The sequence below is a fragment of the Pseudomonas sp. KUIN-1 genome (assembly GCF_009176725.1).
In the GTDB taxonomy this organism is placed as follows: Bacteria; Pseudomonadota; Gammaproteobacteria; order Pseudomonadales; family Pseudomonadaceae; genus Aquipseudomonas; species Aquipseudomonas fragariae.
Genome location: NZ_AP020337.1, coordinates 5,885,501 through 5,905,397, shown reverse-complemented (window position 1 = coordinate 5,905,397; position 19,897 = coordinate 5,885,501). Strand labels below are relative to the sequence as shown.

At 60.1% G+C, this 19,897-nt stretch carries 22 protein-coding genes; 9 read left to right on the top strand and 13 right to left on the bottom strand.

Going from position 1 to position 19,897, the window contains the following annotated elements; all coding sequences use genetic code 11:
• From pstB to KUIN1_RS26875, 4 genes are all read left to right on the top strand, one after another.
• On the top strand, window positions 1-834 hold the full coding sequence (pstB, locus tag KUIN1_RS26890; RefSeq protein WP_003401255.1) for a phosphate ABC transporter ATP-binding protein PstB: 834 nt from the start codon (window positions 1-3) through the stop codon (window positions 832-834).
• A 70-nt stretch (window positions 835-904) separates the two neighbouring features.
• Window positions 905-1,666, top strand: a complete 762-nt coding sequence (phoU, locus tag KUIN1_RS26885) for a phosphate signaling complex protein PhoU (protein ID WP_003401254.1) — start codon at window positions 905-907, stop codon at window positions 1,664-1,666.
• A 204-nt stretch (window positions 1,667-1,870) separates the two neighbouring features.
• Window positions 1,871-2,755 carry a response regulator gene (locus tag KUIN1_RS26880; protein WP_003401252.1) on the top strand — a complete coding sequence of 295 codons (885 nt, stop codon included), beginning with the start codon at window positions 1,871-1,873 and terminating at the stop codon, window positions 2,753-2,755.
• A gap of 190 nt (window positions 2,756-2,945) precedes the next feature.
• The gene (locus KUIN1_RS26875) at window positions 2,946-3,848 is read left to right on the top strand and encodes a peptidoglycan DD-metalloendopeptidase family protein (RefSeq protein WP_011269387.1); all 903 of its coding nucleotides are present in this window, start codon (window positions 2,946-2,948) and stop codon (window positions 3,846-3,848) included.
• Window positions 3,849-4,169: 321 nt separating this feature from the next.
• Here KUIN1_RS26875 and KUIN1_RS26865 read toward each other — a convergent pair whose 3' ends face one another.
• From KUIN1_RS26865 to KUIN1_RS26845, 5 genes are all read right to left on the bottom strand, one after another.
• Window positions 4,170-5,510 (bottom strand): hemolysin family protein, encoded by a 1,341-nt coding sequence (locus KUIN1_RS26865; RefSeq protein WP_003367992.1) that lies wholly within the window; start codon window positions 5,508-5,510, stop codon window positions 4,170-4,172.
• A gap of 99 nt (window positions 5,511-5,609) precedes the next feature.
• A complete protein-coding gene (gene phoR / locus KUIN1_RS26860) occupies window positions 5,610-6,932 on the bottom strand; it encodes a phosphate regulon sensor histidine kinase PhoR (RefSeq protein ID WP_003401247.1) in 1,323 nt (440 codons plus the stop codon).
• 60 nt (window positions 6,933-6,992) lie between these two features.
• A complete protein-coding gene (gene phoB, locus KUIN1_RS26855; RefSeq protein ID WP_002555882.1) occupies window positions 6,993-7,682 on the bottom strand; it encodes a phosphate regulon transcriptional regulator PhoB in 690 nt (229 codons plus the stop codon).
• A gap of 167 nt (window positions 7,683-7,849) precedes the next feature.
• Window positions 7,850-8,740 (bottom strand): 4-hydroxybenzoate octaprenyltransferase, encoded by an 891-nt coding sequence (gene ubiA, locus KUIN1_RS26850; protein WP_024652672.1) that lies wholly within the window; start codon window positions 8,738-8,740, stop codon window positions 7,850-7,852.
• A complete protein-coding gene (locus KUIN1_RS26845; RefSeq protein WP_024652671.1) occupies window positions 8,740-9,300 on the bottom strand; it encodes a chorismate--pyruvate lyase family protein in 561 nt (186 codons plus the stop codon). The genes ubiA and KUIN1_RS26845 overlap by 1 nt, the downstream gene beginning before the upstream one ends.
• Window positions 9,301-9,489: 189 nt before the next feature.
• Here KUIN1_RS26845 and KUIN1_RS26840 point away from each other — a divergent pair, with 189 nt between their 5' ends.
• From KUIN1_RS26840 to KUIN1_RS26820, 5 genes are all read left to right on the top strand, one after another.
• Window positions 9,490-9,657 carry a rubredoxin gene (locus tag KUIN1_RS26840; RefSeq protein ID WP_003401239.1) on the top strand — a complete coding sequence of 56 codons (168 nt, stop codon included), beginning with the start codon at window positions 9,490-9,492 and terminating at the stop codon, window positions 9,655-9,657.
• 63 nt (window positions 9,658-9,720) lie between these two features.
• Entirely contained in the window at window positions 9,721-10,869 is a 1,149-nt protein-coding gene (locus KUIN1_RS26835) for an NAD(P)/FAD-dependent oxidoreductase (protein WP_011269384.1), read from the top strand.
• 192 nt (window positions 10,870-11,061) lie between these two features.
• Window positions 11,062-11,337, top strand: coding sequence for an HU family DNA-binding protein (locus KUIN1_RS26830; protein ID WP_011269383.1), 276 nt, complete (start codon window positions 11,062-11,064; stop codon window positions 11,335-11,337).
• 247 nt (window positions 11,338-11,584) lie between these two features.
• Window positions 11,585-12,028: a hypothetical protein gene (locus tag KUIN1_RS26825; protein ID WP_003401233.1), complete on the top strand. Its 444-nt coding sequence runs from the start codon at window positions 11,585-11,587 to the stop codon at window positions 12,026-12,028.
• Between the two features lie 165 nt (window positions 12,029-12,193).
• Window positions 12,194-12,571, top strand: a complete 378-nt coding sequence (locus KUIN1_RS26820) for a hypothetical protein (RefSeq protein ID WP_011269382.1) — start codon at window positions 12,194-12,196, stop codon at window positions 12,569-12,571.
• Here KUIN1_RS26820 and KUIN1_RS26815 read toward each other — a convergent pair whose 3' ends face one another.
• The 8 genes from KUIN1_RS26815 to KUIN1_RS26780 all read right to left on the bottom strand — a co-directional run bounded on the left by KUIN1_RS26815 (window position 12,572) and on the right by KUIN1_RS26780 (window position 19,893).
• Window positions 12,572-14,533, bottom strand: a complete 1,962-nt coding sequence (locus KUIN1_RS26815; RefSeq protein ID WP_011269381.1) for a DUF7844 domain-containing protein — start codon at window positions 14,531-14,533, stop codon at window positions 12,572-12,574. It abuts the gene before it with no gap.
• Window positions 14,530-14,850: a DUF2388 domain-containing protein gene (locus KUIN1_RS26810; RefSeq protein ID WP_003316115.1), complete on the bottom strand. Its 321-nt coding sequence runs from the start codon at window positions 14,848-14,850 to the stop codon at window positions 14,530-14,532. The genes KUIN1_RS26815 and KUIN1_RS26810 overlap by 4 nt, the downstream gene beginning before the upstream one ends.
• Before the next feature lie 38 nt (window positions 14,851-14,888).
• Complete coding sequence (locus KUIN1_RS26805) at window positions 14,889-15,194, bottom strand: DUF2388 domain-containing protein (RefSeq protein ID WP_003401226.1); 306 nt, start codon at window positions 15,192-15,194, stop codon at window positions 14,889-14,891.
• Between the two features lie 86 nt (window positions 15,195-15,280).
• Window positions 15,281-15,598, bottom strand: a complete 318-nt coding sequence (locus tag KUIN1_RS26800) for a DUF2388 domain-containing protein (protein ID WP_003340363.1) — start codon at window positions 15,596-15,598, stop codon at window positions 15,281-15,283.
• 311 nt (window positions 15,599-15,909) lie between these two features.
• On the bottom strand, window positions 15,910-16,125 hold the full coding sequence (locus KUIN1_RS26795; protein WP_002555870.1) for a DUF1127 domain-containing protein: 216 nt from the start codon (window positions 16,123-16,125) through the stop codon (window positions 15,910-15,912).
• A 320-nt stretch (window positions 16,126-16,445) separates the two neighbouring features.
• Window positions 16,446-17,939 carry an acetyl-CoA hydrolase/transferase family protein gene (locus KUIN1_RS26790; RefSeq protein WP_003401225.1) on the bottom strand — a complete coding sequence of 498 codons (1,494 nt, stop codon included), beginning with the start codon at window positions 17,937-17,939 and terminating at the stop codon, window positions 16,446-16,448.
• Window positions 17,940-18,118: 179 nt separating this feature from the next.
• Window positions 18,119-19,573: an NAD(P)(+) transhydrogenase (Re/Si-specific) subunit beta gene (locus KUIN1_RS26785; RefSeq protein ID WP_024639005.1), complete on the bottom strand. Its 1,455-nt coding sequence runs from the start codon at window positions 19,571-19,573 to the stop codon at window positions 18,119-18,121.
• Window positions 19,570-19,893, bottom strand: a complete 324-nt coding sequence (locus KUIN1_RS26780) for an NAD(P) transhydrogenase subunit alpha (protein ID WP_002555867.1) — start codon at window positions 19,891-19,893, stop codon at window positions 19,570-19,572. The genes KUIN1_RS26785 and KUIN1_RS26780 overlap by 4 nt, the downstream gene beginning before the upstream one ends.
• Window positions 19,894-19,897: the final 4 nt, after the last annotated feature.

The following is a 19,897-nucleotide window of genomic DNA, read 5'->3' as shown; positions in this document are numbered from 1 at the left end:
ATGCAGCATGAAAGCCCGACGAGTGGCATGAACATGTCGGCCCTGAGGCGGCACAAGCAACGCCTGGATCTGGCCGACGAGAGCGTGGCCATCGAAGTGCCAGGCCTGAATCTGTTCTATGGCGACAAGCAGGCGCTGTTCGATATTGCCCTGAATATCCCGAAGCAGAAGGTAACCTCGTTCATCGGCCCTTCCGGGTGCGGCAAGTCGACGTTGTTGCGCTGCTTCAACCGCATGAACGATCTGGTCGATGGTTGCCGTGTCGAGGGCGCGATCAACCTGTACGGGCACAACATCTACACCAAGGGCGAGGAAGTCGCCGAGTTGCGTCGACGCGTCGGCATGGTGTTTCAGAAGCCCAATCCGTTCCCCAAGACGATTTATGAAAACGTGGTCTACGGGCTGCGCATTCAGGGGATCAACAAGAAGCGCGTGCTCGATGAAGCTGTCGAGTGGGCGCTGAAAGCCGCTGCGCTCTGGGATGAAGTCAAGGATCGACTGCATGAGTCGGCATTGGGTTTGTCCGGGGGGCAGCAGCAGCGTCTGGTCATTGCCCGAACGATCGCCGTGGAGCCGGAAGTCCTGCTGCTCGACGAACCCTGTTCGGCACTTGATCCGATTTCGACTCTCAAGGTCGAAGAACTGATCTACGAACTGAAATCGAAATACACCATTGTGATCGTTACCCACAACATGCAGCAGGCGGCTCGGGTGTCGGATTACACCGCGTTTATGTACATGGGCAAGCTTGTCGAGTTCGGTGATACGGATACCTTGTTCACCAACCCGGCAAAAAAACAGACAGAAGACTACATCACCGGTCGTTACGGGTAGTACGTGCTTCGTCAGCCCTGAACCACCGCTGCGTTTTCGCAATTAACCGGACGTTCCAAGGACACCCAGCATGATCCACAAAGACAGCCATACGCATCACATTTCCCAACAGTTCAACGCTGAACTCGAAGATGTTCGCAGCCATTTGCTCGAAATGGGTGGCCTGGTCGAGAAGCAGGTGAACGATTCGGTCACGGCGTTGATCGAAGCCGACTCCGGTCTTGCCCAGCGTGTTCGCGAGGTCGACGACCGGATCAATCAGATGGAACGCAGCATCGACGAAGAGTGCCTGCGCATTCTGGCTCGTCGCCAGCCTGCGGCGTCCGACCTGCGCCTGATCATCAGCATTTCCAAGTCGGTGATCGACCTGGAGCGCATTGGTGATGAAGCCACCAAGATCGCACGCCGTGCCATCAAGCTTTGCGAAGAGGGCGAGGCGCCGCGTGGTTACGTCGAGGTGCGTCACATCGGCGATCAGGTGCGCAATATGGTGCGCGATGCGCTGGACTCGTTCGCCCGCTTCGACGCCGAGCTGGCCCTGTCGGTTGCGCAGTACGACAAGACCATCGACCGCGAGTACAAGACGGCTCTGCGCGAGCTGGCGACCTACATGATGGAAGATCCACGCTCGATCTCCCGGGTATTGGACATCATCTGGGTGCTGCGCTCTCTGGAGCGAATCGGCGACCATGCACGCAACATTTCCGAACTGGTGATCTACCTGGTGCGCGGGACCGACGTGCGGCACATGGGTCTCAAGCGCATGAAGGAAGAAGTGCAGGGTATATCGAGCGAAACCGCTAATGTTCCGGGCGACGCTGACGATAAGTAAGATTGCCTGCGAGAAAAACGCCCAGCACGCGCTGGGCGTTTTTCGTTGTGCAGATCAGTATTTCCCGTCGCCAGCGGATTAAATGCCGCGGCGCAGTCAATCAATATGGCAGTTGGCTATCAGTCAACGCTATGCTTGCCGAAACAAAGGGCGTGTTGGCATACCGCAGTTCGCCTCCAGGTGAACACGCCCGCAGGAGCGTCGATGAGTAAGGTCAGTGTATTGGTGGTGGATGACGCGACTTTCATTCGCGACTTGGTCAAGAAAGGGCTGCGCAATTATTTTCCCGGGATTCATACCGAGGACGCGGTCAATGGTCGCAAGGCTCAGACGTTGCTGGGCAAAGAGGCGTTCGATCTGATCCTGTGCGACTGGGAAATGCCAGAAATGTCCGGCCTTGAGCTGTTGACATGGTGCCGCCAGCAAGACAATTACCTGAGAACCGTTCCGTTCATCATGGTGACCAGCCGTGGTGACAAGGAAAACGTCGTGCAGGCCATTCAGGCTGGAGTGACCGATTTTGTCGGCAAGCCGTTCACCAATGAACAGCTGCTGACCAAGGTCAAGAAAGCGCTGGCAAAAGTCGGCAAGCTTGACGCTGTCATGTCCACAGCCCCGGCACGCATGAACTCGCCGCTCAATGACTCGCTGAGTGCATTGACCGGTGGCAAGGCCGAAGTGGTTCGTAGCGCGCCTGCTGCTGCCGCAGCTCCCAAGCCAGCACCTGCACCCGCCAGATCGGCAGAGCCGACCGGTCGCGGACAGGGCCAGTTGCGCCTGCCCAACGGCATTCAGTCGTGCGTGATCAAGGCCCTCACCCTGAAAGACGCCACGCTGGTGATTCGCGTCAGCGAAAACCTGCCGCAGGTACTCGACAGCGCGGTGCTGGACCTTGAGCAGGGCGAGAGCAACGAAGTCGCGCGCCTGAATGGCTACCTGCACTCGGTTGCCGCGTTCGAGCAGAAGCCCGACAGCGAATGGCTGCAGGTGTCTTTCCGTTTCGTCGACCAGGATGCGCAGAAGCTCGACTATCTGTCGCGTCTGATTGCCCGCGGTACGGCGCAGAAGCACTTTATCCCGGGTGCCTGACATCCACCTCTGAGCTGAACGGCGTGCCCACGCTGCGTCAGCCTTGCGCGGTGTTACACAACACCGCGTACCGGCGCTCTGGCGTGCCTTCCTTGACGCTTCATTCATGTCCGATTGATACCCTTGCGTCCTCTTCTGCCTGCAAGGCTGCTAGGCTTGGCACCCAGTGCCCTTGAACCCGACCATCCCGATGCTTGAACGCCTGCTTATCCTGTTTGCCCTGACGTTGACTGTGCAGTCGGCCGGGGCGGTCACGATTTATAAATTCACCGATGCCAATGGCGTGGTGTCCTTCTCGGACCGGCCGACGCCCGGCGCATCGGTCATGGTGTTTCGGGACCGCATGGTCGAGCGTATCGACGGCCAGGTGCACTTGAGTGTCAGACGTGAAAAGGGCGTACACAGTCTGTACGTGCGCAATGATCTGTATGCCCCGGTCGAGGTCGAACTCAAGCTTTCCAGTGTGACCAACGTGCTGGGGGTCTCTGGCTCGTCGGCAACGCTGCGCCGCACGATCGCTGCGCGCAGCAACCAGCGCGTGGTGGTCTTGAGCCCCAAGGTGGGCAGCAAGCCGATGAACTACGCCTCGATGCTGACTTCAACTCTGGGAGACCCCAAAGGCTCGGTGCAGGCCTACAAATACCCGCTGCCGTGGATTGGCGGCCCGTTCCGCCTGACTCAGGGCCCGAATGGCAGGTACAGCCATTACGGCGTCAAGGGGCGCTATGCAATGGACATCGCCATGCCGGAGGGAACGCCGATCATTGCCGCGCGCGGCGGCACGGTGGTGAAGATCGAAAACAGCCAGTCAGGGCGGGGCTCGAATGCGTCAGGCAACTTTGTGCGCATCTTGCACGACGACGGCACCATGGGCGTCTACCTGCACCTGATGCGCGGCTCGGTGAGTGTCAGGGAAGGTCAGCGGGTGAGTGTCGGAACAGCGCTGGCACGGTCGGGCAACACCGGCAACAGCACCGGCCCGCACCTGCACTTTGTCGTGCAGCGCAACTCGGGCAATGAACTGGTCTCGATCCCCTACGAATTCGCCACACCGGTGCAGAGCCTGCCCAACTTCGCCGTCGGCGGGAATTGAGCAGGGGGCCATTCATAGCTCCCACGCCCTGCGTCCGATCCTGAACATGGGGCGCGGCGCAGATTTGTGACGCGGAGCGTCACGCAAGGCATTCCCACGCTGGAGCGTGAGGAACGATAGGCGGCAGGTAGATCACCATCGTGCCCATGCTCCAGCGTGGGCATGCCGTTCTGGACGCTCTGCGTCCTCTCCTGAACATGGGGCGCGGCGCAGATTTGTGACGCGGAGCGTCGCGAAATGCATTCCCACTGGAGCGTGAGGAACGATGGGCGTCCGGTAGAACACCCTGCGCCCGATGCTGAACAGGCGCCGCTGATCGGGTCAGTCCAGCTTCAGCACCTTGGCCAGGACGATTTTCGGGCCTTTCATCTTCTTGATGATGATGCGCAGGCCTTCGACTTCCAGCTGTTCCTCTTCTTCCGGCACGCGCTTGAGCGTGTCGTAGATCAGACCGGCCAGTGTCTCGGCTTCGATGTGATCCAGGTCGACGCCCAGCAGGCGCTCGATCTTGAACAATGGCGTGTCACCGCGTACCAGCAGTTTGCCGGGCTGATAGGCGAGAATGCCGCGCTCTACCTTGCGGTGTTCGTCCTGGATGTCGCCCACCAGCACTTCGAGCACGTCTTCCATGGTCAGGTAGCCCACGATCTTGCCGTCGGCTTCTTCCACCACGGCGAAGTGCGCGCCACCCTTGCGGAACTGCTCGAGCAACTGCGACAGCGGCATGTGCCGGGAAACACGTTCCAGCGGGCGGGTCAGCTCGGCCAGGTTGAACGACTCCGGAATATGGTCCAGCGCTGCCAGTTCCAGCAGCAGGTCCTTGATGTGCAGCAGGCCGACGAACTCGCCACGTTCAGCGTCATACAGCGGATAACGGCTGAATTTGTGACGGCGGAACAAGGCAAGGATTTCCTTGAGCGGCGCATTGAAGTCCAGTGACACCATGTCTTCGCGGGAGTTGGCCCAGTCGACCACTTCCAGCTCGCCCATTTCCACCGCCGACGCCAGCACACGCATGCCCTGATCGCTGGGGTCCTGGCCACGGCTGGAGTGCAGGATCAGTTTCAATTCGTCGCGGCTGTAGCTGTGTTCATGGTGCGGGCCGGGCTCACCCTGGCCGGCGATGCGCAAAATGGCGTTGGCGCTGGCGTTGAGCAGGTAGATGGCCGGGTACATCAACCAGTAGAAGAAGTACAACGGCGCCGCTGTCCACAGCGACAACAGCTCCGGTTTGCGGATCGCCCAGGATTTGGGGGCCAGCTCGCCGATGACGATGTGCAGATAGGAAATGATGAAGAAGGCGGTAAAGAACGACACGCCCTTGATCAATTCCGGAGTGTCCACGCCCATCGCCGCGAGCAACGGCTCCAGCAGGTGCGCGAAGGCCGGTTCACCGACCCAGCCCAGGCCCAGAGAGGCGAGGGTGATCCCCAGCTGGCAGGCCGAAAGGTAGGCGTCCAGCTGGCCATGGACCTTGCGCAGAATGTGCCCGCGCCAGCCGTTCTTGTCGGCAATGGCTTCAACCTTGGTCGAGCGCAGTTTGACCATGGCGAACTCTGCCGCAACGAAAAAGCCGTTGAGCAGGACCAGGAACAAAGCAAAAAGAATCATGCCGAAATCGGCGAAGAGTGAAGACAGGTTAAAACTAGGGGAAGGGTCCATGATTGGGTTTTGCAGGGTCCGTATTAACAGGAAGAGGGTCGTGTCACGCCAGAGAGGACGCTATGAACCCGGCAATGTAGCGGCTCGAAGCGGGATTGCCTAGTAGTCTGAATCGTCGCTCGCGGGTTTGGACAACTGAGCGCTGGCAAAGTGACAGGTAAAAACACTGCCCTTGCCGAGAACACTGTTGATCTCAAGGTTGCCGCGATGGCGCAGCAGCACATGTTTGACGATGGCCAGACCGAGCCCTGTACCGCCAGTATTGGACGCGCGGCTGGTATCGACCCGGTAGAAGCGCTCCGTCAGGCGCGGCAGGTGTTTGGTCTCGATGCCGATCCCTGAATCCTGCACGCTCAGGTGCGCGCCCCGTTCGTCGGCCCACCAGCGAACACGTATCACGCCCTCGGCCGGGGTGTATTTGACGGCATTGAAAATCAGGTTGGAAAACGCGCTGCGCAGTTCGCTTTCGCTGCCCTTGAGGCGCATGTCGCTTTCCAGGCTGAGGTGGATCTGCTGGTTCTTGCTGCCCGACAGCGCGTTGGCATCGGCGGTGATGGTCTTGAGCAGGGAATTGACGACCACCGGGTGGTTGTCCGAGGGGTAATCGGTGGCCTCGAGCTTGGCCAGCAACAGCAGGTCATTGAGCAGCGTCTGCATGCGCCCGCCTTGCTGATGCATCTGTTGCAGCGCACGGACCCAGCGTGGATTGACCTCGTCCACGTTATCGAGCAGCGTTTCCAGGTAGCCGAAGATCACCGTGAGCGGCGTGCGCAACTCGTGAGACACGTTGGCGACGAAGTCTTTGCGCATCTGCTCCAGCTGATGAATGCGCGTCACGTCGCGCACCAGCATCAGATGCTCATTGTTGCCATAACGGGTGATCAGCAACTGAATGCGCAGGCGATCGTTGGTCGGCGACGGGATTTCCAGCGGCTCGCTGTAGTCGCCCAGCGCAAAGTATTCCTTGAAACGTGGATGCCGCACCAGGTTGGTCACGGGCTGCCCGCTGTCCTGCGGCGTCTTCAGACCCAGCAGGGTTTCAGCGGCGCGGTTCCACCACTCCAGGTTGCCGTCGCTGTCGAGCATGATCACCGCATCACGCAGCGCGGCGGTGGATTCCTGCACGCGGTCGATGACCGCCTGAAGGCGGCCGCGGACGCGCTGATCCCGACGTTGCAGGTGGTAGATGCTGTCGAAGACTTCGCCCCACAGACCGTAACCGTCCGGAGGCGGCTCGTCGGCCTTGTGGCTGCTCAGCCATTCATGCAGGCGCAACAGTTGCTTGAGGGTCCAGGCCAGATACAGCCCCAGCCCGGCGGCCAGGCTCCAGGCATATTGCCCACTGATCAGGCCGACCAACAGGCAGGCGGTGACCAGCAACAACATGTGGCGTATCAGAGTGCCGTGCCAATTTTGATTCAATTAGGGGTAAATCCTTGTCTGGTCTGCACCGGCCCTTGCCCTGCGTCGACGCAGCGGTTGTCAGCTTTTGGTCGAGAAACGATAGCCAGTGCCGCGTACGGTTTGTACCAGATTTTCATACGCATCCCCCAAAGCCTTGCGCAGGCGGCGGATGTGAACATCGACGGTGCGTTCCTCGACGTAGACGTTGCCGCCCCATACCTGATCCAGCAACTGACCGCGCGTGTAGGCGCGCTCCTGGTGGGTCATGAAGAACTGCAGCAGACGGTATTCGGTCGGGCCCATTTCGGCCGGTTTGCCGTCGATGGTGACCCGGTGGCTGATCGGGTCGAGCAGCAGGCCGCCGACTTCGATGGGCGCTTCGCCGTCAGTCGGGCCAGCGCGACGCAGCACAGCCTTGAGGCGTGCCACCAACTCGCGGGGCGAGAAAGGCTTGGTGATGTAATCGTCGGCGCCGACTTCCAGGCCCTGAATCTTGTTGTCCTCTTCACCCTTGGCGGTGAGCATGATGATCGGGATGTCCCCGGTCAGTTCATCACGCTTGAGGCGCCGGGCCAGTTCGATGCCGGACGTGCCAGGCAGCATCCAGTCGAGCAGAATCAGGTCAGGCTTGCGGTCCACGATGATCGCGTGGGCCTGCTGAGAGTTTTCGGCTTCAATACAGTCGTATCCAGCCATTTCCAACGCAACGGCGATCATTTCGCGAATTGGCGCTTCGTCGTCAACGATCAGGATGCTCCTGCCAGCCATGCTCGAACCTCTTGTCATTTAACTGTCTTGGGGCGCATTAGATAACGGAATTATTGCAGTCGTGTGACAGGTCTGAATGAGGCTAGCACGCTGACAGGCTGCGGGGGCCCGCAGGCCCCGCGATCCTGAAGTTATTTAATTCGTGCCCAGGCTGGCGCTGGCTGTTTTCAGCGCACCGCGTAGTCGGCGACGATGCCCAGGAATATCGCCAGCCCGGCCCAGTGATTGTGCAGGAAGGCCTTGAAGCAGGCGTCTCGCTCGCGCTCTCGGGTGCTCCAGAATTCCCAGGCAAAGCAGCCTGCCGCTGCCAGCAGACCGATGTAGAAACACGCGCCCAGTTCGAAGCGCGCACCGGCCAGCATCAGGCAGCCCAGTGCCAGCCCTTGCAGGGTCAGGATGATGACCCGGTCGGCATCGCCGAACAGGACGGCCGTGGATTTCACGCCGATTTTCAGGTCGTCGTCGCGATCGACCATGGCGTAGTAGGTGTCGTAGCCCACGGTCCACAGCAGGTTGGCGATGTACAGCAGCCAGGCTGCAGCGGGCAGTTCTCCGGTTTCGGCAGTGAAGGCCATCGGCATGCCCCACGAGAACGCAGCCCCCAGTACCACTTGCGGGTAATAGGTGTAGCGCTTCATGAACGGATAGCTGGCCGCCAGGGCGAGACCGCCGAACGACAGCCAGATAGTCGCCGCGTTGGTAAACAGCACCAGCACAAAGCTCAGGCCGACCAGCACCGCAAACAGCACCAGTGCTTCCCTTGAGCTGACTTTGCCGCTGACCAGCGGACGCTGCTCGGTGCGTTTGACGTGGCCATCCACCTTGCGGTCGGCGAAGTCATTGATCACACAGCCTGCCGCGCGCATCAGAAAGACGCCGAGCACAAAAATGCACACGGTCTGCAGCGACGGCGCGCCTTTGCCTGCAATCCAGACCGCCCACAGGGTCGGCCACAGCAGCAGGTAGACGCCGATGGGCTTGTCGATGCGCGTCAGCTGGATGAAGTCCCAGGCGCGCGGGCTCAGACGATTGAGGGATTTGAGGAGGGACAGGTACATCAGACGTGGTCCTTGTCATGAATCGCAGTGCACAGGGCAGGCAGGAAAACTTCGGCGACCAGCACGCTCAAGGCATCGCGATCAAAGCGCGAGCGGCGTGCCCACAGTCCGCGCGCTGCATCGGCAGCCGGCAGCCAGGCCTCGGGGTAATGACACACTTCAAGCGTGCCGCGCACGAACGCCGGGTCGCTGAACAGCAACTCACCCAGCGAGCGAGTGCCCAGCTCGTCCATATTCAGGCCACCATCCTGCAGGGCGCTGCGGGCGGCGACACTGCGCGCGAACACCCAGTTGTTGCCGTTACCACGCAGGTACACCTCGCGCACCCAGCCTTCGCCAGCCTCTGGCAGGCCCAGCGCCAGGCACTCGTCAGGGCGCAAGGGCTGCCAGCCTTCAAACTGCGGAAATACGCTGAAACGACCGTCAGACAAACGGTCCAACCGACGAGTGAGGGAGTCCTGATTGAACAACCAGTCGAGCATTACCGGGTCCGGTGCGTCGATCAATTGCTCGCGCTCAAGCCAGGCAGGGCCAATGAATGCGGGGGATTGCTGGGTCACGGTAAGCCAGTTCCGGCAGCCAACGAGGCCGCGAGCTTAGCATGATTGCCGGTCTCGACCGACGGTCGATAGAGCGTCGGGTTATAGAATCAGACTTGCATCCGCGCCTGCCGATCAGTACAACGCCCCTTCAGAAGACGGCAACCGACCGTCGTACGCTATTGAGCCTGATAAACGAGAGAACCTGACATGAAGAAGTGGCAATGCATCGTCTGCGGCCTGGTCTATAACGAAGCCGATGGCTGGCCGGATGACGGAATTGCGCCCGGCACCCTCTGGCAGGATGTGCCTGAAGACTGGATGTGCCCGGATTGCGGCGTGGGCAAGATGGACTTTGAGATGATCGAAATCGGCTGATTGCTGCCCGCAAACAAGGGCTGGCAACAACGAGCACCAGGCACAGTGAAATAGGGAAGAACAATGAGCGCACCTGTCGTCATCATCGGCACCGGCCTTGCGGGGTATAACCTCGCCCGAGAGTTTCGCAAGCTGGACGTGGACACGCCGCTGCTATTGATCACGGCCGACGATGGCCGTTCCTACTCCAAGCCGATGCTCTCTACCGGCTTTGGCAAAAACAAGGAGGCTGACGGCCTGAGCATGGCTGAAGCCGGCGCCATGGCCGATCAGCTCAAGGCCGAGATTCGTACGCACACGCGCATCAGCGGGATCGATGCCGGCCACAAACGCCTGTGGATCGGCGAAGAGGCGGTGTATTACCGCGATCTGGTGCTGGCCTGGGGCGCCGAAACCATTCGTGTACCGGTGGAAGGCGACGCCGGCGACGCGGTTTTCCCGATCAACGATCTTCAGGATTACGCCCGTTTCCGGGCGGCTGCGGCGGGCAAACGCCGGGTGCTGATTCTCGGCGCAGGGCTCATTGGCTGTGAGTTCGCCAACGACCTGATCCTGGGCGGCTATGAAGTGGATCTGGTGGCCCCGTGCGAACAGGTCATGCCGACCCTGTTGCCCCCTGAGGCTGCGGCTGCTGTGAAGTCCGGCCTTGAAAGCCTGGGTGCACGTTTCCATCTGGGGCCGGTGCTGACCCGTCTGAATCGCAATGGTGATGGCCTGCAAGCGCACTTGTCGGACGGGCAGGTGATGGACTGCGACCTGGTGGTGTCAGCCATCGGCCTGCGTCCTCGCATCGAACTGGCCGCTGCCGCCGGGCTGCAGACCGGGCGCGGCATTCTGGTCGACCGCCTGTTGCAAACCTCCCACGCCAACATCCACGCGCTGGGTGATTGCGCTGAAGTCGATGGCCTGAACCTGCTCTACGTGATGCCGTTGATGAGCTGCGCTCGTGCGTTGGCCCAGACGCTGGCCGGAAACCCGACTTCCGTCAAATACGGGCCCATGCCGATCACCGTGAAGACGCCCGCCTGCCCGCTGGTGGTTTCGCCGCCGCCGCGTGGCAGCGATGGCCACTGGAGCGTCGAAGGGCAGGGCGCTGACATCAAGGCGCTGTGTCACGACGCTGATGGCCATCTGCTGGGCTATGCCCTGACAGGCGCTGCGGTTATGGAAAAACTCGCACTCAACAAGGCGTTACCTGCGTTATTGGCGTGATTTCTCGTCATTTTGTCGGATTGACCCTGTATTTCTGCCAATAAACCGCGTTCATGCACTGGCGCGGGTCAGTTCGGCATGCCATCCTCGGTCTTGTCTGCCGCTACGTAGAGCTGTCGCGGCGCCTTGTTGCCGTTGTTTTACAAAAGCGGCGCGGGACATAAAAACAAAAAACCGTAAAAGAGGCTTCATATGCGCAAACCAGATGTTGCAGCCGCCATCGCTGAAAAGGCGGATCTCACCAAAGAACAATCCAATCGCGTTCTCAATGCCATCCTTGAAGAGATTACTGGCGCACTGAACCGCAAGGACAGTGTCACGCTGGTAGGTTTCGGTACTTTTCTGCAACGCCACCGCGGCGCTCGCACTGGCAAGAACCCACAGACCGGGGAGCCGGTTAAAATCAAGGCAAGCAACACGGTTGCCTTCAAACCGGGGAAAGCCCTGAAAGACAGCGTCAATCCTTGACACCCTGTTGTGCGCCTCGGCGGGAGGCGCGCGACCCACAGGCGGGCACACCAATCGGATTGGGTGCCCGTTTCTTGTTTCTGTCGTATGACGCCGATGATGCCTTTCGCTCCCTGCGAGAATTGTCCTACCCCATTGCGTGTAATTGCCTTCCAAAGCCCCAGCTTTGCCTGACTTCTTCTTGTTGTTGATTCCCTTAGAGTGCCGCCCCTGCTGCACCCCTTCAATTACTCTTGGGAAATCTCGAATGAAAAAGCCATGGAAGTTTGCTGCTGTTGCGGCGCTGATCGCCACGACCAGCGGTTGTGTGAGCTACAACGTCAGCCAGCCAAGCGCACCGCTGGAAGGCACGGTCAAAACCGACCTGAAGGCTGACGTCAAGGTTGGCGGCACCATCAGCGGCGAGTCGTCCACCAACGTGCTGTTCAATTTCCTGAGCTTCGGCGGCGATAATCAGTTCGCCGATGGCGTGACCTACGGTGGCGCAAGTGGCGGTGGCGGCCTGGGTCTGGCGTTGCCTGATCCTGTGTCAACGACCAAAGCGGCAGCCGCCTTCAAAGCGGTCAAATCCTCCGGCGCCGATCTGATCGTCGCGCCGCGCTACGAAGTCAGCGTCAAGGACTACTTCATCTTCAAGAAGGTCGATGTAAAGGTCACGGGTAACAAAGGCAGCATCAACAGCATTCGTTGATGTCAGTGTGATGCTGCTTCCCACGCGGAGCAGCATCCTCGTGCTCAACGGCCGTTTAGTGCCGATCTCCTTCGATATCCATTTTGTCCTACAGGTTTTGCGCCGATAACCCGCTACACTGCCACGCCGATCCCGAATCGGAACCCGCGTGTTCAGAGGCCGTGTATGAAATTTCGTTTTCTGTTGTGGATGCTGGGCCTGCTGATGGCTCGCGCCAGTCGTAACAACCCTGCGTTTCAGCAGCAACTGGCTGGCAAGGACCTGACCTTTCAGTTGCAGACCGCAGATGGCAAGGTTGCACGTCACTTCATGGTCCACGATCAGCGGATTCGCAGTGCAAGTGGCACGGTTGCAGAGCCGGCCTTTGCCATCGTGTTTCGTGATGCAGCCTTCGGCTTTGATACCCTGCAGGCGAAGAACAAGCAGCTGGCGTTCATGAAGGGCATTCAGGACAAGGATATTCAGATCAAGGGCAACCCGGCCCTGGTGATCTGGTTCCAGGGCCTGGTCAAATACCTCAAACCGAGAAAGAAAGCCGCCTGATCACGGCAGCTGCAGCCCGCCTGCAGCCTTGTGCAACGCCCTGAGGTGCTCGGACACCTGTTTGAGGTTGGCTTCGTTGGCGGCAATCTCTTTGGCGCGCTCAGGCTCCAGCAGGGCTCGCACTTCCTTGTCGAGATCGCCGGTCAGGCGCTTGAGCTGCTTCTGGCGCTGACTGCTTTCTGCCTCAAGACGCTGCCATTCACCCGCCTGTGGCAAACCGTACCCGTCGCTGCCCAGCAGCTCGGCAGGCCGGCTGAGGAACCCGCTGCTGGCGAGGATTTCCTGCAGCGTTTTGGTCGCGTTGGAGACTTTGCCGTCTTTCAATTCCCGTGCACCCAGGTAGCTCTGTTTCACTTCGTCCTGGGCCAACAGCAGTTGCCTGCGCAGGCTGGCCTGCTCGAGCAGCAGAATCGCAGCGCTGGTACGTAGATCGGCTTTAGCGAACCACTGGCTGCGCTCACTGGCTGGCAGGGCCATCCAGTCTTCCACGGTGTTCTGTTTGATCGGCAGGTGCTTCTTCAGCACTTCGAACATCGCCTGATAGCGGTCGCGATAGGAGTCGAACCGATAGCCCAGACGCAGCGCCTCCTTGGGATCATCCAGTACGCTGGTGTCAGCCAGCCCACGGCCTTCGAGGACTTCAAGCAAACCGTTGGGCAAAATGCTGTCCAGGCCGACGAGTTTGGGGTTGTGCGTACCGGCGCGCAGCAGTTTGAGGTTTTCAACGGCGCAGTTGTTCGAAAGGAAGTAGTAGTTGCCGTCGTAGCTCCAGTGCATCTCGGCAGCGTGCTGCACCAGCCCTTCTATTTCCGGACGCGACAGCTTGATCGGTACCGACGCCAGGCTGCGCAGTTCGGTCTTGGTGTATTCATCGATGACCTGCGCCAGTGGCAGGACGAACAGGCGCGACGGGTAGGCCCCCATCAGGCCGTCCCAGCTGGACAGCTGCACGTCGCCGACAAACGCCCGGTAAGACAGCACCAGATGCTGATCGAGGTCCAGTCGGCAATCCGGGCCGCGCGGGCGACCGGGTTTGCAGATCACCAGGCGCAACATGCTGTGGCCCCAGCGGCTTGCCCAGTTCTGGTTCGCCTCGGCCAGCAGATAGTCCACCGCATAGACCCGTTCCGGGTCCAGCTTGCCCAGCGGCTCCCGGCCGAAGTCGCTGCCGGCATTCAGGTAGGGGTAAAACTTCGGGCATTCGTTATGGGCTGCAGGTGCCCAGCCGAAACGCTCCTTGTAATACGCATACAGGGCAGGGCGACGGCAGGCGTAGGCCGGATCAAGGAGGAAATACTCCATGTTCACCGCCACGAATTCCAGCGGGCTGGTGGTTTCGTAGATGTCCGGGCTGCGGGCAACCTGGCCGTTATGTTCCTCGCGGTCGCCACGACGTCCGACATATTGCTGCCAGCCCGCCAGGTCCAGCAGGCGTGGATCGTCACTCAGGGTGAAGCGTCGCTCGGTCTGGCCGCGGCAGTTGTCAGGCAGGCCGACCTTGCCCAGCGAACTGCTGCGTGATGTGCAGCGAAAAATCGCCGCTCGCTCGCTGGGCGACCACAGGCGGGCGCGGTCGTAGACGTGGGTCAGCTCATGCAGGACAGTGGCGAGCAACTCACGACGCACCGTGCCGTGTGGTCGGCCCGTCTGGGCGGTGGCGGCCGAGCCGTCCGTCAATGACGCCAGCAGGTGGTTGTTGAGGTACAGCTGATAGGGACCGGCAGCCTGACCGTAGGCATTCTGCGGCATGTCAGCGGACCAGCTCACCTCGACGGTGCGGTCCAGTGCTTCGACGAAGCTGGGCGGTAACGCATGCAGGGCTTCGTCGAGCAGCGCCTGGCTGGCTTGCTGTTGAGGTGCATCGAGGCCGTCGGTGTGCAGTTCCAGCTTCAGGCTGGCAAAGGCATGCGTACCGACCAGCGACAGCGCGCCAGCGAGCAGCCAGGCGCGAAGCCGCCTCACAATGCGAGGATTGCTTCAGCCAGGGTCTGATCGCTTGCACCGCGCGCTTCCGGCACGCGGGTACGCAGCGTGTCGAACGCAGCATCCAGTTGGGCACCGTGGATATCACCGCCGGTGGCAACGTAGCTGGCAGCATCGTCCTTGGCCTGGAGAACGACCTTGGAATCGCGGATCGATGTGGTGGTGTCGGAAGTGAAATCGATGGTACGGCCGAACGCACGAACGATGATGTTGCTCGTGGCCACAACAGTCTGGGCCTGGGCAAAATCGGCCAGCAAGAGCAGGCCAAGGGAAGCAGCAATCAGCGGGGTACGCATGTAGTGACGTCTCCAGTTACGCGAAGAGGGGAAAGTGGCTATTGGACGAGGATTGCCTGCGCCAGTTCAAGGTCGCTGGCATGAAGTTTTGCATCTGCCTGACGCAGGGCGTGCAGCGCTGACTCAAGCCGGGCACCGCGCATTTCTCCGCCGCTGGCGATGAATGCAGCAGCATCGTCACGGGCAGCCATGATCAGTTTGTTATCGAACGGTCCTGTCGAAACCTGACTGGTGGCGTAGCCGGTCTTGACCAGGCCTTGCGTGGTCGTATCGAACGCTTGAACCTGACTGACGTACATCAGGCTGGCAAAGGGAGCGATATACAGAAGGTGCACTAAACGCATGACTTTCACGAACCGGCAAAACAGCCTCCAAGGCTAGCGCAATGCGCGGGCCAGAGCTACCCCGGCACATGGCCGGGGCGCAGCGGTCAGATGGCCAGGATGGCTTGAGCCAATTGGCTGTCGCTGGCTTGCAGTTCAGGCAGGACCTGGCGGATATGCTGCAGCGCGCCTTCGAGTCGAGCACTGCGGATGTCGCCGGAGCTGGCCACGAAGCTGGCGGCGTCGTCACGGGCGGCAAGAACGATCTTGTCGTCTTTCAGGGAAGAAGAAACGTTGGAGGTCGCGCGCGTCGCTGCATTGACGGCATCGACCACTGCGTCGGTGGTGACAATGAAGCTGGAGGCGTTTGCACCGGCTGCGGCGGTCAACAGAAAGACAGCGCCAAGGTTACGTAGCAGAGACATGATCGAGTTCCGTTGTGGACAAGTGGGCACAGACTGCCTGCGAAGCCGAAGGGCTGAGGTAGAGCGCTAGACTATCCCACCGATACCGCAGTTGTCATGACGGTCGATGGCTTCGGCTTACACAGTTTGCAATATTTGGTAACTGTACCTGCAGTTTTAAGCTTCTTAAAAACTGTACCTGTCTAGCCAGAACTCTTTAATCCGCCCCCTGAAACGACAAAACCCGCCTCAGTTGCCTGAGACGGGTCTTGTATGAAGCAATTCGGGGTGCTGGCAGGAGACCTAACGGTCAAGGACCAGCGGGCGCATGTTTAGCGCCAGAACGGCTTGCTCAGCTCTTCGTAACGCTGGGATTCGCTGATACCGGCGTCAGCCAGCAGGCGTGCATCCAGACGGGCCAGCTGGTGGCGGCTGGACAGGCGACGCTGCCAGAGCATCAGGTTGGCGAATACGCGCAGAGGCAGAGAGGCTTTTGCGGTGGTAACGGTGCTTTCGCTGAACAGATCGGAACTGATTGTACGTTCCATGGTGTGACTTCCTTCCGCTTGTGGCGGGATAAGTGAGTTGCTTGACTGGTGCCCATTTTCCTCGTGCGCGTCCAGCTTCCATAGACACAGTTCACCTGTATTGTGAGGGTTCAGTTAACTGTGATCGGGCACTGTTTTGTTCATAAATGGGGCAACTGTACCGGTCTGCACTTTATGGGTGCATTTTGTGGTCGATTGTGGTGATTTTGGCCTTTTAAGGCGTTTTTATGACCGGTACAGAAGTACAGTTTTTCGATAAGCCTGCAAGTACTCGCGACAAGTGAGCCAGAAAAGGTCTTGCTCACTTGCAACTGTCCTGTTCAGGCTGGCAACATCCGCCCGGTTTCTTCCAGGTTGATGTGCCAACTCAGTGCTTCGCGAAGGATGTGCGGGGTGTGCCCGCCCACAGCGCAAGCAGCACTGAAATAGGCGTTCAGCGCGTCGCGATAATCCGGATGCACGCAGTTGTCGATGATCACCCTGGCGCGCTCGCGAGGCGCCAGGCCGCGCAGATCCGCCAGGCCCTGCTCGGTGACCAGGATGTCGACGTCGTGTTCGGTGTGGTCGACATGGCTGACCATGGGCACGACGCTGGATATCGCGCCACCTTTGGCGATCGATTTGGTGACGAAGATCGCCAGGTGCGCGTTGCGCGAGAAGTCTCCGGAACCGCCGATGCCGTTCATCATGCGTGTCCCGCAGATGTGGGTGGAGTTCACATTGCCGTACAGGTCGAACTCCAGCGCGGTATTGATCCCGATGATGCCCAGACGGCGGATCACCTCGGGGTGGTTGGAGATTTCCTGGGGGCGCAACACCAGCCTGGACTTGTAACGATTGAAGTCGGCAAAGACCTCGGCGTGCTTGGCCGCCGACAAAGTCATGGAGCTGCCCGAGGCGAAAGTCAGTTTGCCTGCATCGAACAGGTCGAAGGTCGAGTCCTGCAGCACCTCGGAATACATCGTCAGGTCGGTGAAGGGAGACGCCAGCAGGCCATGCATTACGGCGTTGGCAATGTTGCCGATACCGGCCTGCAATGGCATCAGCTTGTCGGTCAGGCGGTCTTCGCGCACTTCCTTCTTGAAGAACTCCACCAGATGATTGGCGATGGCCTGCGTGTCCGCATCAGGTGGTGTGACCGTGGAGGGCGAGTCAGGCTGGTTGCTGATGACAATGCCGACTATTTTTGCCGGGTCGATCTTCACCGCGTGGCTGCCGATACGCGAATCGGCCTCCAGGACCGGAATCGGCAGGCGTGTCGGTCTGTAGCTGGGTATATAGATGTCGTGCAGGCCTTCCAGCTCAAGTGGCTGGGACAGGTTGATTTCCACGATGACCTGTTTGGCCAGAATGGCGAAGCTGGCCGAGTTGCCCACGGAGGTACTCAGCACCAGATGACCCTCTTCGGTGATCGCCACGCATTCGATCACGGCCAGGTCCACAGCCTTGATCTGCCGATTGCGCAGCAGCTCGACGGTGTCGGACAAATGCTGATCAATGAACATCACCGTGCCGTTGTTGATCGCCTTGCGCAGCGTGCTGTCGACCTGAAAGGGCATGCGCCGGGACAGCACGCCGGACTCGGTCAGTTGCTTGTCCAGGTCATTGCCCAGACTGGCGCCGGTCATCAGACTGATTTTCAGCGGCGTCACTTTGGCGCGCTCGGCCAGCGCGTGGGGTACGGCCTTGGCTTCGCCTGCACGGGTGAAGCCACTCATGCCGACGGTCATGCCGTCTTCAATCAAGGCGGCAGCGTCGGCTGCGCTCATAACCTTGCTCATCAGGGAGGGCCGGCGGATACGGTCACGGTACATGGGTCTGTCTCGTAGATAGAAGCGAACGACAAGTCTAGAGCCTTGGACGGGCTTCGTCCTGCTACCAAGGTCGCATTTGAGCGCTCTGATTGGCGGGTTCCAGCGCAAAACACTGTTACGCGGAATGTAAAAAGCCCCGGTCGCCAAGCGAGCCGGGGCTTCAATGGAGCGCTGTGAGGCTAGGCGTTTTCGACGGCCTTCACCATGTCCTCGATCACCTTTTTGGCGTCTCCGAACACCATCATGGTTTTATCCAGATAGAACAATTCGTTATCCAGACCTGCGTAACCACTGGCCATCGAGCGTTTGTTGACGATGATGGTCTTGGCCTTGAACGCCTCCAGGATGGGCATCCCGGCGATAGGGGATTTCGGATCGTTCTTGGCGGCCGGGTTGACCACGTCGTTGGCGCCGAGCACCAGCACCACATCGGCCTGACCGAATTCGGAGTTGATGTCGTCCATCTCGAAGACTTGGTCGTAAGGCACTTCGGCTTCGGCCAGCAGCACGTTCATGTGCCCGGGCATGCGTCCGGCCACCGGGTGAATGGCGTACTTCACGGTGACGCCGCGGTGGACGAGCTTCTCGGTCAGTTCCTTGAGCGCATGCTGGGCACGAGCCACTGCCAGGCCGTAGCCGGGCACGATGATCACGGTATCGGCATTGGTCAGCAAGAAGGTTGCGTCGTCTGCCGAACCTGACTTCACCGGGCGCGCTTCCTTGGCACCCGCCGGGCCTGCCGAGTCCGTTGCGCCGCCGAAGCCACCGCCGATCACGTTGAAGAACGAGCGGTTCATCGCCTTGCACATGATGTAGGAAAGGATCGCGCCCGAGGAGCCTACCAGTGAGCCCGCAATGATCAGCATCGAGTTGTTCAGCGAAAAGCCGATGCCGGCTGCTGCCCAGCCTGAATAGCTGTTGAGCATCGAGACCACCACCGGCATGTCGGCCCCGCCAATCGGGATGATCAGCAGCACACCGATGACGAAGGCCAGCGCCAGCATGATCGCAAAGGCAGTGAGGCTGCCGGTGAACATGAAGGTCAGGCCGAAGAACAGCGTGGCAAGACCCAGGACCAGATTGAGCGTGTGCTGGCCGGCAAACTGTACCGGTGCGCCTTGAAAGAGGCGAAATTTGTATTTGCCCGAGAGTTTGCCGAAAGCGATGACCGAACCCGAGAAGGTAATCGCACCGATGGCTGCACCCAGGAACAGCTCCAGACGGTTGCCGGCCGGAATCGCATCGCCCAGATTGCGAACGATACCCAGCGATTGAGGCTCGACCACGGCTGCTATAGCGATGAACACCGCTGCCAGGCCAATCATGCTGTGCATGAACGCCACCAGCTCCGGCATTTTGGTCATTTCGACGCGCTTGGCCATGATCGAGCCAGCGGTTCCGCCCACCAGCAGGCCGACTACGATGTAGCCGATGCCCGCGCTGGTCCCTTCAGCGCTAGACAGTGCCGCGAGCTTGAACACCAGGCCGATTGTGGTGATGACCGCCAGACCCATGCCGAGCATGCCGAACAGGTTGCCACGGCGCGAGGTGGTCGGGTGCGACAAGCCTTTGAGTGCCTGGATGAAGCAGATCGATGCGATCAGGTACAGCAGGGTAACCAGATTCATGCTCATGACTTGGGCGCCTCATCCTTTGCCTTGGGGGCCTTTTTCCTGAACATCTCCAGCATCCGCCGAGTGACGAGAAACCCGCCAAACACATTCACGGCCGCCAGTGCGACCGCCAGCGTGCCCATGGTCTTGCCCAGCGGGGTAACCGTGAGCGCGGCGGCGAGCATGGCGCCGACGATGACGATGGCGGAGATGGCATTGGTGACCGCCATGAGTGGCGTGTGCAGCGCAGGCGTGACATTCCAGACCACGTGGTAGCCGACATAAATCGCCAGTACGAAAATGATCAGGTTGTAGACGCCGGGGGAAATCAGCTCTTCCATTGGT